We start from the raw sequence: 14,823 nt of genomic DNA on the forward strand, positions 1-14,823 counted from the left end.
ATCTGGAGCTGACATGCGGACGCTGACCTGGCTGCCCGTGACCGAGTTCGAGCGGGTCCGGGCGGGCATCGCCGATCCACACCTGCGCTGCCGCGCCGTCGCGGCGATGACGAGGATCAACACGCTGTACATGGTGTCGCGCGCCGGCTCGGGCCACCTCGGCTCGAGCTTCAGCGCCGCGGACGTGGTGTCCTGGCTGCTGCTGGAGGAGCTGCGGGAGGAGGACGTCTACTTCTCCTCCAAGGGCCACGACGCGCCCGGGCTCTACGCCGCGCTGATCGGCCTGGGCCGGCTCGAGGAGGACCTGCTGCACCGGCTGCGCCGGCTCGGCGGCCTGCCCGGCCACCCCGACGTGCGCACCCCGCACATGCCGTTCAACACCGGTTCGCTCGGCATGGGCATCTCCAAGGCGAAGGGGCTGGTGCTGGGCAACCGGCTGGCCGGCCGGCGGCAGCGGGTGTTCGTGCTCACCGGTGACGGCGAGCTGCAGGAGGGCCAGAACTACGAGGCGCTCGCCGGGGCAGTGCACGCCCGAATGGGCGAGCTCACCGTCGTCGTCGACCACAACAAGCTCCAGTCCGACACGTGGGTGGCGGACGTGAGCGACCTCGGCGATCTGGCCGCGCGGTTCGCCGGGTTCGGCTGGGGGGTGCTGCGCTGCGACGGCAACGACGTGGCCGCGCTCGACCGGACGTTCCGCGAGCGGGAGCGGGCCCACCCCGACCGCCCGGTGGTGGTGATCGCCGACACCGTGAAGGGTGCCGGCTGCGCCCGGTTCGCGGCGACCTCGATGGCGCCGGGCGAGTGGCGCTACCGCTTCCACAGCGGCGCGCCCTCGCCGGCCGACCACGCGGCCGCGCACGAGGAGCTGACCGCGGCCGCGAACGCGGTGCTGGCCGAGGCCGGCCTGGCACCGCTGACCGGACGGACCGCCTCGGTGCCCGATCCGCCCGGTGCCGCGGGCGCCGGCACCGTCTCGCTGCCTCGGGTCTACGGCGAGGCGCTGACCGCGCTCGCGGCACGCGACGAGCGGGTCGTCGCGCTCGACGCGGATCTCGTCCTGGACACCGGGTTGGTCCCGTTCCGCGACGCCCACCCCGGCCGCTTCGTCGAGTGCGGCATCGCCGAGCAGGACATGGTGTCGATGGCCGGCGGCCTTGCCGCGCGCGGGTTCCTTCCGTTCGTCCACTCGTTCTCCTGCTTCCTGCACGCCCGGCCGAACGAGCAGATCTACAACAACGCCAGCGAGGACCGGAAGGTCGTCTACGTCGGTTCGCTGGCCGGGGTGCTGCCGGCGGCGCCGGGGCACTCACACCAGGCCGTGCGCGACGTCAGCGCGGTCGGCGCGGTACCGGGGCTGGTGGTGCTGGAGCCGGCGAACCCGGCGCAGACCCGTGCCGCGGTCGACTACTGCGCCGCCGCGCCGCAGAGCGTCTACCTGCGGCTGGTCAGCGTGCCCTGCGCGGCGGAGCTGCTGGACCTGCCGGCCGGTCCGCTGGTCACCGGTCGGGGGCAGGTGGTGCGGGCCGGCGGTCGGGTCGTCGCGATCGGCGCGGGACCGGTGGTGCTGGCCGAGCTGCTGGCGGCCGCCCCCGCGCTCGACCTGACCGTGGTGAACCTGCCGTGGCTCAACCGGGTCGACCCGCGCTGGCTGGCCGACCTCGCCGAGGGCGCCGACGCGGTCGTCGTGGTCGACAACCACCTCACCCGCGGCGGCCAGGCCGACCTGGTGGCCCGCGCGCTGCTGGAGGCCGACCTGCCCCGGCCGCCGCGCTTCCTCGGCATCGGGCTCACCGAGCTGCCCGTGTGCGGCACCGCGAACGAGGCGCTCGAGCACCACGGGCTGCGGTCCGACCGGCTCACCGACACCCTGCTCGCCCGCCTCCCTGGGGCGCGTTTGGTGGATCTTGGTCGATGCGGTTCGTGATCCGGGTGGTTCCTGGCAAGGCGGAGCGTCGGCCTCGTACCGGGTCGTACTCGGCCGATGCGACAACGCCGCCAGGGGCCATCCGGGCGCGGACCGCGCGGCCGGAGATCCACCAGACGTGCCCCAGCACGTCACGACCTGAAAGGACACCTCCCATGGAGACCGTCTACAACGACCTGATCCGACCGCCGCGAGAGCTGGTGGACGGCTTCCGGGCCGTGCTCGCCGAGTACAGCCCGAGCTGCCTGGTCGCCGACGCACGCCGCCGCGTCGGCGCCATCGGCGGCCTGCTCCCCGTGCTCCCCCACCACAAGGTCGCCGGCCCGGCGCTCACGGTGAACCTGTCGGTCGACGACCTCGTCGACTGCATGCCGGTGCTCGCCCGCGCCGAGCCCGGCGACGTGATCGTGCTCGCGGCGCACGGCTGCACCCGCACGGCGATGTGGGGCGGGCTGATGTCCACGCTCTCGGCGAAGGCCGGGATCGCGGCGGGCGTGGTGGACGGCGCGATCCGCGACGTCGACGAGATCCGCGACCTCGACTTCCCCGTCTGGTACCGGGGAACCGTGCCCCGTCCCTCGCCGACCGCGGTGCACGACCGCACCGAACCGGTCCAGGTGAACGTGCCGGTGGTGATCGCCGGCGAGGTGGTCAACCCGGGCGACATCGTCGTGGCCGACGAGAACGGCATCGCCGTCGTACCGCCGGACCTCGCCGAGGACGTGCTCGCCGGCACCAGGATGAACATCACCAAGGAGAAGGTGATCCGCGACAAGATCAGCTCGGGGGCGTCGGTCGCCGAGCTGCTGGCCGAGTTCGGACACCTGTGATGCGCGTATACCTCACCGGCGCCGACGGCATGCTGGGCACGGCGCTCACCGACGCGGTCCGCACCGGACCGTCCACTCAGGACTGGTTACTGCACGGGGTCTCCCGGGCCGACTTCGACATCGCCGACCGCCGCGCGGTGCTCGACTCGGTGGCCGCCTTCGCCCCGGACGTGGTCGTACACGCCGCCGCACACGCGATCGTGGACGACTGCGAGACCGACCCGCGGCTGGCGATGCGGGTCAACGTCGCCGGCACGCACAACGTCGCGCACGCCTGCCGCCGCAGCGGCGCCCGCCTGGTCTACCTGTCCAGCGACTATGTCTTCGACGGCGCGACGCCGCCCGAGGGCGGCTACCGGGAGACCGACACGCCGAGCCCGCTGTCGGTCTACGGGCTCACCAAGCTCGCCGGCGAGCGGATCAGCCAGACGGTGCCCGCCCACCTCCTGGTGCGGACGTCGTGGCTGTTCGGCGGCTCCGACGAGCGGACGGACACGGTGCTCGCCACCGTGCGCGGGGCGGCGCGGGGCGCCGCTGTCGAGCTGATCGACGACCAGTTCAGCTGCCCGACCTACACCGTGGACCTGGCCGCGGCACTGGTGTTCCTGCTCGCCCGCGGCACCACCGGCACCGTGCACGCCGCCAACACGGGCAGCGCGAGCTGGTACCAGGTGGCCCAGGTCGCCCTGGCCACCCGCCACGACACGCCGACGCTACTGCCGGTCCCTCTCGCCGACCGCCCCTTCCTCGGCACCCGCCCCCGCGACTCCGCCCTGAACACCGACCTGCTGGCCTCCCTGGGACATCCCATGCCCCACTGGACCGACGCGGTGACCCGCTTCTGCCGCGAGCTCGGGACGGTGCGGACATGAGGCACCCCGAGTACAGGAACTGGGCGGGAACCACCCTGTGTCGGCCGGCTCGGATCGTTCGGCCCCTCGTCGAGGAGGAGGTCGTGGCCGCGTTGGCACGCGCCGCCGCGGCGGGTGAGACCGTGCGTGCGGTGGGCGCCGGGCACGCGTTCAACCGGCTCGCGTGCACCGACGGCACCCTGCTCGACATGTCGGCCTACACCGGGGTCGGCCACCTCGACCGGGACGCCGGCCTGGTCACCGTGCGCGGCGGCACCTCGCTGGCCGCGCTGAACGCGGCACTGCACCGGGCCGGCCTGGCGCTGGCCAACGTCGGCACGATCACCGGGCAGACCGTGGCCGGGGCACTGGCCACCGGCAACCACGGCACGGGCCTGGCGCACGGTCCGTTCGCGAGCCTGGCGGTGGGTCTGCGCCTGGTCACGGCGGACGGTGCGGTGCGCGACTGCGACGAGCGGCGCGACCCGGAGCTGTTCCGGTGTGCCCGCACCTCGCTCGGCGCGCTCGGCGTGGTCACCCGGGTGACCCTGCGCTGCGAACCGGCGTTCCGGCTGCGCGTGGTGGGCGGCAGCCGGCCCCTCGACGACGTGCTCGACGGGTTCGACGAGTGGGCGGGCAGCGCGGAGCACGTCTCGTGTGCGTGGCTGCCCTGGCGGGACACGGTCTCGACCCGCGCGCTGCACCGCACGGAGGAGCCGGTCACCCCCGGCGCCCGGCTGCGCCCCTGGCGCTCGACCGTCGAGGAGGTCCGGTGCGGGCTGGCCGGCCTGGCGGGCCGGGTAAACCCCGCCGCGGCGCCCCGGCTGGTGGAGGGGCTGCCCCCGCGGCGACCGCAGGCGTCCTATGTAGACGAAAGCTACCGGGTGTTCAGCTTCCCGCAGCCGGTGCGGTTCCTGGCACTGGAGCACGCGTTGCCGGTCGCGGGTGTGCCGGCGGCGCTGCGCGCGCTGCGCGGGGCGCTGCGGCGGTTCGGCCTGTACTCGCCGTACTCGGTGCTGGTCCGGGTCGGCGCCGCGGACGACGCGCCGCTCTCGCCGGCCTACGGCCGCCGGACCGGCTACGTCAACCTCACCGTGCCCCGCGGCACCCGTCACGTGGAGCTGCTGCGCACCGTCGAGCACGTGCTGCGCGAGCACGACGGCCGGCCGCACTGGGGCAAGGCGCACACCGCGACGGCCGAGGTCCTGCGACCGCGCTACCCGGAGTGGGACACCTTCGCCAGGATGCGCGGCAAGCTGGACCCGGCCGGTCTGTTCACCAACGACCACCTGGCCCGGTTGCTGGGGAGCGTGGACGAGTGAAGGGGTTGTTCCTGGACTTCGACGGGCTGGTGTGCGACACCGAGTCCGCTGCCCGGCGGTCGTGGGCCGAGCTGTACGCCCGGCTCGGTCACGAGCTGCCCGCGCGGCTGTGGGCCAGGATGGCGGGCCGGTCGTCCGGGCACGAGCTGGCCGCGGCCGACCTGGCCGCGCGGCTGGGCCGCCCGGTCACCGACGCCGAGCTGACCTGGCGCGCCGGCCGCAAGCGCGAGCTCGCCGACGCCGAGCCGCTGCGTCCCGGGGTGGCGGACCTGCTCGACAGCGCCCGCGAGCGCGGGCTGGGGCTCGCGGTCGTGTCGAGCTCGGCGAGGTCGTGGGTGCTGGGGCACCTGGCCCGGCTGGGCGTCGGTGACCGGTTCGCCGTCGTCGTCACCGGCGACGACGAGCCGCGGCACAAGCCGGCGCCGGACCTGTACCGGCACGCCCTGACCGCGACCGGTCTCGCCGCCGCCGAGGTCGTGGCGTTCGAGGACTCGCCGTCCGGGGTGGCCGCCGCGCTCGCCGCCGGCCTGCGCTGCGTCGCCGTCCCCAACGGTGCGGCTCCCCCGGCGGCGGAGCTGGGCCGGGCGACCCTGGTCCTGCCGACGCTGGCGGGAGTTGGCATCGAGGCGCTGCCGGCATGAACAGCCCGCTCGCCGACGAGGCACCGCCCCCGGCCTGGATCTGGCGCGACGGCGGACTCGAGCCGTGGTCGGAGGCGCTGGTGCACGTCAACGCGGTCGGCCACGCGTCGGTCGCGGCGGTGTTCGAGGGGATCAAGGCCTACCTGGCCGACGGCGGTGACCGGCTGCTGGTCTTCCGCCTCGACGACCACCTCGACCGGCTGCTCGACTCGGCCCGCCTGTGCCGCCTCACGGTGCCGTACTCCCGGGCGGAGCTGCGCCTGGCCTGCCTGGAGCTGTTGGCCGCCAACGGCTCCCGTGGCGACACCTACCTGCGGCCGTGGGTCTTCCCGCGCGGGGTGATCCGGGAGCAGCTGGTGCCGGCCGGTGTCGAGTGCACCGCGGTGGTCGACAGCTGGCCGTTCACCAGCCGGCTGGGCGGCGGCGCGACCTGCCGGGCCGCGGTCAGCTCCTGGCTGCGGGTGCCGGCCACGGCCATGCCCCCGCGGGCCAAGGCGTTCGCCAACTACCACAACGGACGCCTCGCGCTCATCGAGGCGCGGCAGAACGGGCACGACTGGCCGATCATGCTCAACGACCGGCACCAGGTCGCCGAGGGGCGCCGCGGCGTGTGTCGCGCTGGTGCGCGACGGCGTGCTGGTCACCCCCTCGCTGGCGAGCGGGGTGCTCGCCGGGATCACCCGGGACTCGCTGCTGACCGTCGCCGCCGAACTGGGGGTGCCGGTCGAGGAGCGCGCGGTGGACCGCGGCGAGCTGCACCTGGCCGAGGAGATCTTCTTCATGGGCACCGCCTGGGAGGTGCTGCCGGTCGTCGCGATCGACGGCCTGCCGGTCGGTGGCGGTGGGATCGGCCCGGTGGCCGCGGCGCTGGAGCGGGAGTACGCGGCGCTGGTGCGCTGCCGCTCCGACCGCCACCCCGAGTGGCTGACCGAGGTGTCGTTCCAGCGATCCTGAACAGTAGTGTGCAGAAGTTTTCAGCGGTCCGGTCGGCCGGTTCCGGCAGGATGAACACGGTTCCGCTCGTCAACCCAGGGGGTCCCCGGATGTCCACCGTCGTGCTCGGCGGCGACCTGCCGCTCAACCGCATCGGCTTCGGTGCCATGCACCTCACCGGTCCGGGGGTGTGGGGTCCGCCGGAGAACCCGGCGGCCGCCGTCGCGGTGGCCCGCCGCGCGGTGGAGCTCGGCGTGAACTTCATCGACACGGCGGACTCCTACGGGCCAGGCACGAGCGAGGAGGTGCTGGCGGAGGCGTTGCATCCGTACCCGCCGGGCCTGGTCATCGGCACGAAGGCCGGCCAGACCCGCCCCTCGCGTCGGGAGTGGCGCCCGGTGGGACGCCCGGAGTACCTGCGCCAGCAGGCCGAGCTGAGCCTGCGCCGGCTGCGGCTGGAGCGCATCGACCTGTACCAGCTGCACCGCATCGACCCGAAGGTGCCGGCGGACGAGCAGTTCGGCGCGCTGCGGCAGCTCCAGGACGAGGGCAAGATCCGCCACATCGGACTGTCCGAGGTGACGGTGGACCAGCTCGAGCAGGCCCGCCGCCAGCTCGAGGTGGTGAGCGTGCAGAACATGTACAACCTCGGCCAGCGCCGGCACGAGGACGTGGTCGACTACTGCGAGCGCGAGAACATCGTGTTCATCCCCTGGGAGCCGATGGCCAGCGGCGACCTGGCCGCACCCGGCGGCCCGCTCGAGCGCGTCGCGAAACAGCTCGACGCCACCCCGGCACAGGTCGCGCTGGCCTGGCTGCTGCACCGCTCGCCGGTCATGCTCCCGATCCCGGGAACCAGCTCGATCGCGCACCTGGAGGAGAACGTCGCGGCCGGCTCGCTCGAGCTGTCCGCCGACCAGCTCGCCGAGCTGACCCCGGCGAGCTGACCCCGGCGGGCTGTGAAGCTCAGCTGGAGAGGCTCGCGGAGGACACCACCGGGCGGGCCGGGAGTCGCTCGGGCGGGGGACGAAGGCGGGCGGCCGCCGCCACGAGGGCCCTGACCGTCGCCCGCAGCGCGGGGCGGTGAGCGGTCTCCACCCGCCAGATCGCGTAGACCTGCCGGGTCAGGGCCGGGGTCAGCTCCACCAGCCGCACCTCCGGCGGAACCCGGTCGCGCCCCAGCCGCGGGATCAGTGCCACCCCGAAACCGGCGGCGACCATCGCGAGCTGGGTGGGGTACTCGCCGACGGCGTGCTCGATCCGTGGTTCCACGCCCTGCCCGCGCAGCGTGTGGCGCAGCCAGTCGCCGCACACCGTGCCGCGCGGCCAGCTCACCCACGGTTCCCGGGCGACCTCGGCGATGTCCACCCGCTCGCGGTCGGCGAGCGGGTGCGTCGCCGGCAACGCCACGTCCATGGGGTCGTATAACAAGTTCACCCGTTCGAGGTCGCCCGCCAGCTCCAGCGGCACGTCGAACCAGTCCTGGACGACGGCGATGTCCACGTCGCCGCGCACCACCAGCGGCACCGACACGGCCGGGTCGTGTTCGTGCAGCACGGGGTGCAGCTGCGGGAAGTCGGCCCGCAACGCCCGCATCGTCCTGGCGACGAGCCCGCGGGCCACGCTGGGGAACGCCGCGATCGACACTCGGCCGACGACAGCCCCCCGATGGCCCTCCAGCGCCGCCTCGGCCGCGTCGACCAGCGAGAGGATCTGCTCGGCGTGGTCGACGAGCAGCCGCGCGGCGTCGGTGAGCCGCACGCTGCGGCCGTGGCGCTCCAGCATGGCCTGGCCGACGTCGCGTTCCAGCTTCGCGATCCGCTGGGACACCGCCGAGTTCGTGATGTGCAGCGCCTCGGCCGCCGCGTTGATGGATCCTCCCGCCGACACCGCCTGCAGTGCCCGCAGCAGCCCCAGCTCGAGCATGTGACCCACGGTCCTCACCGCCTCCCGTCCGGTGTCGACATTATCCGCCGCCGACCGACCGGAAGCCGTGGATGACCTGGGTGAACGCCCGGGATCAGCCCGGCGCCCCAGCCTCGCCGACGATGTCCATCAGCAGGATGCACCCCTGGACGGAGCCGCTCGGGTTGCGCAGCGAGCTACAGCGCACGGCGAGGGTGACCAGCCGGCCTCGCCGGTTCACCGCGTCCACCTTGACGACCGTCTCGAAGCTCGCGTCGGCCAGCGCCTGGCGCACAGCGGGCTGCAGCTCGGTCACCGGCAGTCCGATGTCGAGGTTGAGCAGGTGCTGGTCGATCGCCTCGTCGCCGCGCAGGCCCCACAGGTCCTCGGCACCGCGGTTCCAGGCCAGTACCCGCATCTCCCGGTCCACCACGGCCAGGCCCGACCCCACCGAGGTGAGGACCGACTCCAGGAAGTCGTTGACCTCGTCCAGCTCGAGCGAGCGGTCCCGCAGCGTGTCGTTGGTGGCCTGGAGCTCCTCGTTGGTGGACTGGAGCTCCTCGTTCATCGTCTCGAGCTCCTCGTTGGTGGACTGGAGCTCCTCGTTCGTGGTCTCCAGCTCCTCCACAGTCGACTGGAGCTCCTCGTTCGTGGTCTCGAGCTCCTCGTTGGTGGACTGGAGCTCCTCGTAGGCCGACTCCAGCTGCCGGTTGGCGTGCGCGAGCTCGTCGAGCAGCGCCCGCGCCGCGGTGACGTCGTGGAACACGATCGACACCCCGATCAGGCCGCCGTCCGCCTCGACCAGCGGGTTCACGTGGATCTCCAGCCACGCCACCTCGCCGGAGACGCGCTGCCACTCCACGTCCTCGATCCGGATCGCCCGGCGCTCCACCTTCGCCTGCTCGACGTAGCCACGCAGCTCCACCGGCCGGTAGGAGACCTCGAGATCGCGCAGCAGGCGTCCGACGTCGCGGGAGGACAGCCCGAACACGATCTCCGCCTGCTGGTTGACCAGCGCGACGGTGTCCTCCGCGGTGATGACGACCTGCGCCACCGGGCTCGCCGAGAACGCGTACTCCCGCAGCTGGTCGAGGCTCCCGATCTCGCCGTGGCGCTCGTAGGTCAGCCCCTGGGCGGGGAACTGGCCCAGGCCGGCGGGCGTCGTGGCGGTCTTGCGGAACACCCGCCGCTTGAGGTCGACGGGATCGAAGATGCGGGCGTGGGACAGCAGCATCTCGGCCTTGCCGAGGAACAGGAGTCCCCGCGGTGCGAGCGCGAAGTGCAGCCGGGACAGGATCCTCGCCTGGGTCTCGGCGTTGAAGTACATCAACGTGTTCCGGCAGACGAGCAGGTCGATGCGGGAGATCGGAGCGTCCTGGACGAGGTCGTTGCGGCCGAAGATGACCGAGCGGCGCACGTCCTTGCGGAATACGTGCTGGTTGGCCGCCCGATCGAAGTACTTTTCCACCAGGTCCGGTGGCAGGTGCTCCACCGCGGCCGTGGGATAGGTGGCCTGCCGAGCCTGGGCGAGCGCCTCCTCGTCGACGTCGGTGGCGTAGATCTTCACCCGCTGGCGGAACCGCTCCACGCCCAACGCCTCGGCGAACAGCATCGCCAGCGAGTACGCCTCCTCCCCGGACGCGCAGCCCGCGCTCCAGATCCGCACCGGATCCTCCGGCGACCGCTCGGCGAGCATGGTCGGCACCACGTCGGTACGCAGGTACTCCCACGCCTCGGGGTCGCGGAAGAAGCCCGTGACATTGATCAGGATCGTGTTGAACAGCGCGTTGAACTCCTCGGCGTCGACCTGCAGCAGGTCGATGTAATCGCCGTAGCCCTCGAGGGTCACCTGGCTCATCCGCCGCCTCACCCGCCGGGAAAGACTGGTGCGCTTGTAGCCGGTGAAGTCGAAGCCGCGGGCCTCCTTGAGGTAGGACAACAACGCCTCGAAGTCGCCGGGAGCGTCGGTGGAAGAGGTCACGCTGGCACGTTACCGCCCGTCACGCCCGCAGCACCGCCCAGACGACCTTGCCACCGGCCAGGGTGCGCGAGCAGCCCCACGTGACGGACAGGTCGGCGACCAGCGCGAGGCCACCCCGACCGGCGTGACCGGTGTCGGGCCGGACCGGCTCGGCCAGCGCCGGGTCGTCGTCGTAGACCGCGACGGTGAGCAGCCCCCGGCGCAGCTCGAGGCGCAGCGACGGGGCGCAGTAGGTGTGCAGGAGGGTGTTCTCCACCAACTCGTTCGTGATCAGGACCGCCGACTCGACGCACGAGACGACCTCCCAGTCCAGACAGAGGTCCCGTACGTACTGGCGGGACAACGATGCGCTGACCATCGAGTTCGGCAGCACACGGCGGGCCAGCCGGCGTACCGGCGGGCGGTGCGCGGAGGCCAGGGCCGTCTCCACCGACTCGTGGACCGGAAGGTAGCGGGCCAGGCGGTAGTCGGTGATCCCGGCGCGCCGCCGCTCGTCGCCTGCGGCGACCAGCAGCGGCACCCCGGGCCACTGGGCGAGCTGGGTGCACAACGACGAGAACAGCGAGTACGCGGACGGGTCGGGTACGACCAGCCGGTCGACGTCCACGATGACCGCTCGCGGCTCGTCGACGGCGGCCTTCAGCACCAGCGACCGCAGGTCCCCGTAGGTGAGGGAGTCCAGGACGCCCCGCGGCACCAGCACGAGGGCACCCTGGTGCTCCTCGAACTCCACGTACAGCGGCGACCGGTCCATCTCACCTCGTCTCCCCGCCCTGCCGCGCGGCCACTTCCAGCGGACCGCGGAGCAGCGCGGCCGCGTCCATGGCCTCGGCCGCGTTGTGATTGTAGCGACCGGCGAGTTCGGTGCTGCCGCGCTCACGAGCCTGGTCAGCCATGCGCTTGCTCAATGCCGCCTTCTCGTCCAGGGTGCGGATCGCGATCGACAGTGCACGTTCCCAGGATCCGCCCAGGGCGTTCAGCAGGGCCTCGGCGGTCCACGCGTGTCCGACTCGGCAGCGGTAGCGGGTGGCCGGCGACATCTCGACCAGCGCCCCGTCGCAGTCGGGGCAGGTGAAGCCCGACACGGGACCGAGCTGGGCCGGGTCGTGACGGGCGTGGGCCGGAGAGTCGGTGGTGGCGATGTCGTTCTCCAATCGCATGAGCCTGGAAGGCGCCGGCGCGCTGCCGATCTCCACTTCCTCCCGGCTGAGCTTGTCCAGGAGCGAACCAATCGCGCGGACCGGAAGGACGTGGTCGACGCGCAGGCTGGCGAGCGCGTGCCGCGGCATGGTCGGGAAGAGCGCCTCCTCCGGGTCCTGTACGACGACGGTCCCGCCTCGGCTCACGATCGAGAGCAGTCCGGCGACCCCGTCGTCCAGAACCCCGGAGAGCAGGACGCCGGTGGTCGCCGGGCCGGCGGCGATCGCCGCGGAGCGGAACAACGCGTTGATCGCCGGACGCCGGCCGTTCTCGGTGGGGCCGTGCGACAACGCCACGGTGCCGTCCAGCAGCAGCAGGTGGTGGTTGGGCGGCGCCACGTAAACCCGGCCGTGGACGAGGGCCTCGCCGTGCCTGGCCGCCGCGACGGGCAACTCCCCCGCACGCTGGAGGATTGCCGGCAGCGCACTGGACCCCCCGGGCGGGAGGTGCAGCACGACCAGCACGCTCGCCGCGAGCTCGTGGGGCAGCCCCGCGACGAACCCCTGCAGGGCTTCCACCCCACCCGCGGAGGCACCCACCACGATGACGTCTCTCCCGCGCCCGCCGGCCGCGAGGGCCGCGGAGTTGGAATGGTTGTCTGAGCGGGAGCTCATCGGGCCTCCAAACTGGGCAAGTAATGGGCTACCCCGTCCTTTCCAGGCGAAACTCAGTCGCTTGCGGGTGTTCGGACGGGTCGATCCGTTCGTGCCGCGCCAGCTCGCTGAAGTCCTCACCGATCGAGTGAGGAGGACGCTGCAACGCGCACAGCGTGCCGCCCAGATCCTGGGAGCGCGGGCGGACACGTTGACAGAGCGTGGTCAGACCGGTCGGATGGAGGCGTGCCCCAGGTCGCACTCATCCGGCGCCGACACGTGGATTTCGCCCTCGTGGCCGCCCAGAGCTGTGCCGGTTCGTCCCGCCAGCCCGTCGCCGATCCCATCGAGGTGCGCCCGTGTCGCCGACACCGTCCGTCGTCGTCCAGCTGAAGATCGAGATCCCGAGGGATCCCGCCATCTTCGCCGCCCTGTCCGACCTGCTGCACTCGCTCGCCGAGCTGCCCGGCGTCGAGGTCGACCGGCCCGCGGTCGCCGAGCCGGCGGAGGACGGGCTGCGGATCGTGCCGCACTCGCGCACGGTGCTGCACCGAGGGCTGGCGGTTCCGTTGACCCGCCTGGAGTTCGATCTGCTGCTGTACCTGAGCGAGCGCCCCGCGCAGGTGCTCCCGCGGGACACCCTGCTGGCCGACGTGTGGGGCTTCGACCAGCCGGTCAACAGCAGGACGGTGGACGTCCACGTCAAACGGCTGCGCGACAAGCTGGGCGTCGGCGGAACCTGGATCGCCACGGTCCGCGGCGTCGGCTACCGCTTCGACGGCGAGGACGTGGTCATCGAGCCCGCTCCCGCGACGACCGGGTTCTGAGGCGTTGGCGAGGTGTTCAGCACAGGTAGGCCTGGACGAGGTCGATGAGGTTGTCCTCGAGGGTCCGGGCCTCGCGCCGTTCGATCCGGGCCCAGGCCGCGGCCTGGGCGTTACAGTCCGGGTCGGTGTCGGCGACGGCGGCGTAGACGCGGGCGCACCACCGGTGGTGGGCCACCCACGCCAGTATCCCCTCGTCGCTTCCCGGGCGGCGCGCTTCGAGCATGGCGTGCGCCTCCGCGAGCGTTCTGACCACGTGCTGCTCCCCTTCCTCCACACGAGCAGGCACGACGTGCCTGGCGGCGGGCTTCCCGTCGGGTCTCCCGGGCGCGGCAGAACACGCAGTAGGTGCGGTGTCCGTCCACCGCGTCCTGCCAGCGCACCGTCCAGTAGCCCAGCACCGGGCCGACAGTTCCCCCGACCGTCACACCCAGGACGATGACGAGGACGGCTTCGGTGCTCACGGCGCTGGATCATGGACGCGGGTGGGGGCCGCACTTTCACAGCCGGTACAGCAGCGGCCAAATCACCCGTTCGGGGCGATTCCCAACCGCAGCGCGAACCGCCGGAGGTCTCCGCCGGCGGTGCGGCCGGAGGTGAGCAGGTCCACGACCGCCTCCCGCACCCAGACGTTGCACCGAACCTGTTGCGGCGCCAGCTCCTCGGCACGCAACAACGCACGCACACCCTCGTCCCGCGTACGGCGTTCGGTCAGCAGGCCACGGCCGTAGTCCATCCAGAATGCCGCCTGCCGGGACGGAGTGATCGTCTCGGGACGCACCTGCTCCGCCACCTCCGCCACCTGCGCCCCCCACCCGAGTTCGACGCCGATGCACACCCGCCAGATCCCGACGTTCGTCCGCCCGAAGTTCATCAACCCCGCCGGCCAGAGCGAGGTCATGACGCTGAGCTGGTCCGCCATCGCCTCCGCCTCGCCGAGGTGAGTCTGAGCCAGATCGGCATCTCCCTGGGCCGCCGACGCGAGCGCCGCCGTCAGATGGCACATGCCGCGAGTCTCGGGGCGCTCGAGGGGCGCCTGCTCGGCAGCCGCCACAGCCAACTCGTACTGACGCGAGCGGCTGGTGTCGGAGAGAAGTTTCGCCCGGCCCCATGCCGCGACCGCGGTCCACACCGGATCGTCCAACCGCTCGGCCACGCGCCGGATCCGATCGGCCGCCAACGCCGGGAGGCCGGGGAAACCCAATCGGGTGGCGATGTTCCCCGCGCCGAAGTAGGCACTGATCAAGGGCACCAGCGCTTCCCGCTCCGTGCGGGGATCCGCGGCCGCCACCAGCAGCTCGCGGATCAACCCCGGCAGCAAATCGACCTGCGCCGCGAAGTCGGACACCGCACGAAGAGCCGTCAACGTACGCACGTCGTCGAGCACCTCGGCCCACGGACGCACGGGCGCGTCCGGAACCTCACCAATCCACCAGCCGCTCAACACATCCGAAAGAGTGACCACCGCGTCCCGCGACCCGGCGAAGATCTCGTCGAACGGGTCATAGGGCCGACCAATCAACTCCGCCGGATGAACGCGCAACGCCCGGGCGAGCGACTCCAGCACCGAACGCTTCGTCACCGCCCGTTCCCCGCGTTCGATCATCGACAGGTACGACACCGACACGCCAGCCAACCCGGCGGTCGCGGTCACGCTCATCCCCCGCCAGGTACGAACCTCCCGCACCCGACGGCCAATACGCACATATCCGGTATCCACCGACAACCCCCATCGCCGACCGACGTGTCCCCGACGCTACCCGCGCGGGGCCTCGACCGTCCCCCGACGGGCGGAGATCTACCCCGCCGCGGGTTA

At 72.5% G+C, this 14,823-nt stretch carries 14 protein-coding genes and 1 pseudogene; 9 read left to right on the forward strand and 6 right to left on the reverse strand.

Going from position 1 to position 14,823, the window contains the following annotated elements; genetic code table 11:
* Window positions 1-13: 13 nt before the first annotated feature.
* The 8 genes and pseudogenes from BU204_RS12670 (at window position 14) to BU204_RS12700 (ending at window position 7,451) form a co-directional block, all read left to right on the forward strand.
* A complete protein-coding gene (locus BU204_RS12670; RefSeq protein WP_075125834.1) occupies window positions 14-1,927 on the forward strand; it encodes a 1-deoxy-D-xylulose-5-phosphate synthase N-terminal domain-containing protein in 1,914 nt (637 codons plus the stop codon).
* Between the two features lie 155 nt (window positions 1,928-2,082).
* The gene (locus tag BU204_RS12675) at window positions 2,083-2,757 is read left to right on the forward strand and encodes an RraA family protein (protein ID WP_075125835.1); all 675 of its coding nucleotides are present in this window, start codon (window positions 2,083-2,085) and stop codon (window positions 2,755-2,757) included.
* Complete coding sequence (gene rfbD / locus BU204_RS12680) at window positions 2,757-3,629, forward strand: dTDP-4-dehydrorhamnose reductase (RefSeq protein WP_075125836.1); 873 nt, start codon at window positions 2,757-2,759, stop codon at window positions 3,627-3,629. The genes BU204_RS12675 and rfbD overlap by 1 nt, the downstream gene beginning before the upstream one ends.
* Window positions 3,626-4,930 (forward strand): D-arabinono-1,4-lactone oxidase, encoded by a 1,305-nt coding sequence (locus tag BU204_RS12685; protein ID WP_075125837.1) that lies wholly within the window; start codon window positions 3,626-3,628, stop codon window positions 4,928-4,930. The genes rfbD and BU204_RS12685 overlap by 4 nt, the downstream gene beginning before the upstream one ends.
* Entirely contained in the window at window positions 4,927-5,571 is a 645-nt protein-coding gene (locus BU204_RS12690) for an HAD family hydrolase (RefSeq protein ID WP_075125838.1), read from the forward strand. The genes BU204_RS12685 and BU204_RS12690 overlap by 4 nt, the downstream gene beginning before the upstream one ends.
* Window positions 5,568-6,107, forward strand: a pseudogene (locus tag BU204_RS42255) (aminotransferase class IV); the annotation flags it as partial. The gene BU204_RS12690 and the pseudogene BU204_RS42255, both read left to right, overlap by 4 nt.
* 85 nt (window positions 6,108-6,192) lie before the next feature.
* Window positions 6,193-6,525, forward strand: a complete 333-nt coding sequence (locus BU204_RS41920) for an aminotransferase class IV (RefSeq protein ID WP_269844641.1) — start codon at window positions 6,193-6,195, stop codon at window positions 6,523-6,525.
* A gap of 89 nt (window positions 6,526-6,614) precedes the next feature.
* A complete protein-coding gene (locus BU204_RS12700; protein WP_198942854.1) occupies window positions 6,615-7,451 on the forward strand; it encodes an aldo/keto reductase in 837 nt (278 codons plus the stop codon).
* Window positions 7,452-7,470: 19 nt separating this feature from the next.
* Here BU204_RS12700 and BU204_RS12705 read toward each other — a convergent pair whose 3' ends face one another.
* The 4 genes from BU204_RS12705 to BU204_RS12720 all read right to left on the reverse strand — a co-directional run bounded on the left by BU204_RS12705 (window position 7,471) and on the right by BU204_RS12720 (window position 12,204).
* Window positions 7,471-8,430: a LysR family transcriptional regulator gene (locus BU204_RS12705; RefSeq protein WP_075125840.1), complete on the reverse strand. Its 960-nt coding sequence runs from the start codon at window positions 8,428-8,430 to the stop codon at window positions 7,471-7,473.
* A 94-nt stretch (window positions 8,431-8,524) separates the two neighbouring features.
* Entirely contained in the window at window positions 8,525-10,390 is a 1,866-nt protein-coding gene (locus tag BU204_RS12710; RefSeq protein WP_075125841.1) for a CheR family methyltransferase, read from the reverse strand.
* 19 nt (window positions 10,391-10,409) lie between these two features.
* On the reverse strand, window positions 10,410-11,144 hold the full coding sequence (locus BU204_RS12715) for an STAS domain-containing protein (RefSeq protein ID WP_075125842.1): 735 nt from the start codon (window positions 11,142-11,144) through the stop codon (window positions 10,410-10,412).
* Between the two features lies 1 nt (window position 11,145).
* The gene (locus BU204_RS12720; protein ID WP_075125843.1) at window positions 11,146-12,204 is read right to left on the reverse strand and encodes a chemotaxis protein CheB; all 1,059 of its coding nucleotides are present in this window, start codon (window positions 12,202-12,204) and stop codon (window positions 11,146-11,148) included.
* A gap of 338 nt (window positions 12,205-12,542) precedes the next feature.
* Here BU204_RS12720 and BU204_RS12725 point away from each other — a divergent pair, with 338 nt between their 5' ends.
* Complete coding sequence (locus BU204_RS12725; protein WP_075125844.1) at window positions 12,543-13,010, forward strand: winged helix-turn-helix domain-containing protein; 468 nt, start codon at window positions 12,543-12,545, stop codon at window positions 13,008-13,010.
* 16 nt (window positions 13,011-13,026) lie between these two features.
* On the opposite strand, the gene BU204_RS12730 is transcribed toward BU204_RS12725, so the two are convergent.
* Window positions 13,027-13,263 carry an AMED_5909 family protein gene (locus tag BU204_RS12730; protein WP_083661261.1) on the reverse strand — a complete coding sequence of 79 codons (237 nt, stop codon included), beginning with the start codon at window positions 13,261-13,263 and terminating at the stop codon, window positions 13,027-13,029.
* A 270-nt stretch (window positions 13,264-13,533) separates the two neighbouring features.
* Window positions 13,534-14,727: a helix-turn-helix domain-containing protein gene (locus BU204_RS12735; protein WP_075125845.1), complete on the reverse strand. Its 1,194-nt coding sequence runs from the start codon at window positions 14,725-14,727 to the stop codon at window positions 13,534-13,536.
* Window positions 14,728-14,823 lie beyond the last annotated feature (96 nt).

The sequence above is a fragment of the Actinophytocola xanthii genome (assembly GCF_001921205.1).
GTDB classification, from domain to species: Bacteria; Actinomycetota; Actinomycetes; order Mycobacteriales; family Pseudonocardiaceae; genus Actinophytocola; species Actinophytocola xanthii.

Bases quoted from the DNA above. Each gene is read 5' to 3' on its own strand.
- rfbD (WP_075125836.1), top strand. From the start codon at position 2,757: ATGCGCGTATACCTCACCGGCGCCGACGGCATGCTGGGCACGGCGCTC.
- BU204_RS12705 (WP_075125840.1), bottom strand. From the start codon at position 8,430: ATGCTCGAGCTGGGGCTGCTGCGGGCACTGCAGGCGGTGTCGGCGGGA.
- BU204_RS12675 (WP_075125835.1), top strand. From the start codon at position 2,083: ATGGAGACCGTCTACAACGACCTGATCCGACCGCCGCGAGAGCTGGTG.
- BU204_RS12700 (WP_198942854.1), top strand. From the start codon at position 6,615: ATGTCCACCGTCGTGCTCGGCGGCGACCTGCCGCTCAACCGCATCGGC.
- BU204_RS12670 (WP_075125834.1), top strand. From the start codon at position 14: ATGCGGACGCTGACCTGGCTGCCCGTGACCGAGTTCGAGCGGGTCCGG.
- BU204_RS12720 (WP_075125843.1), bottom strand. From the start codon at position 12,204: ATGAGCTCCCGCTCAGACAACCATTCCAACTCCGCGGCCCTCGCGGCC.
- BU204_RS12715 (WP_075125842.1), bottom strand. From the start codon at position 11,144: ATGGACCGGTCGCCGCTGTACGTGGAGTTCGAGGAGCACCAGGGTGCC.
- BU204_RS12685 (WP_075125837.1), top strand. From the start codon at position 3,626: ATGAGGCACCCCGAGTACAGGAACTGGGCGGGAACCACCCTGTGTCGG.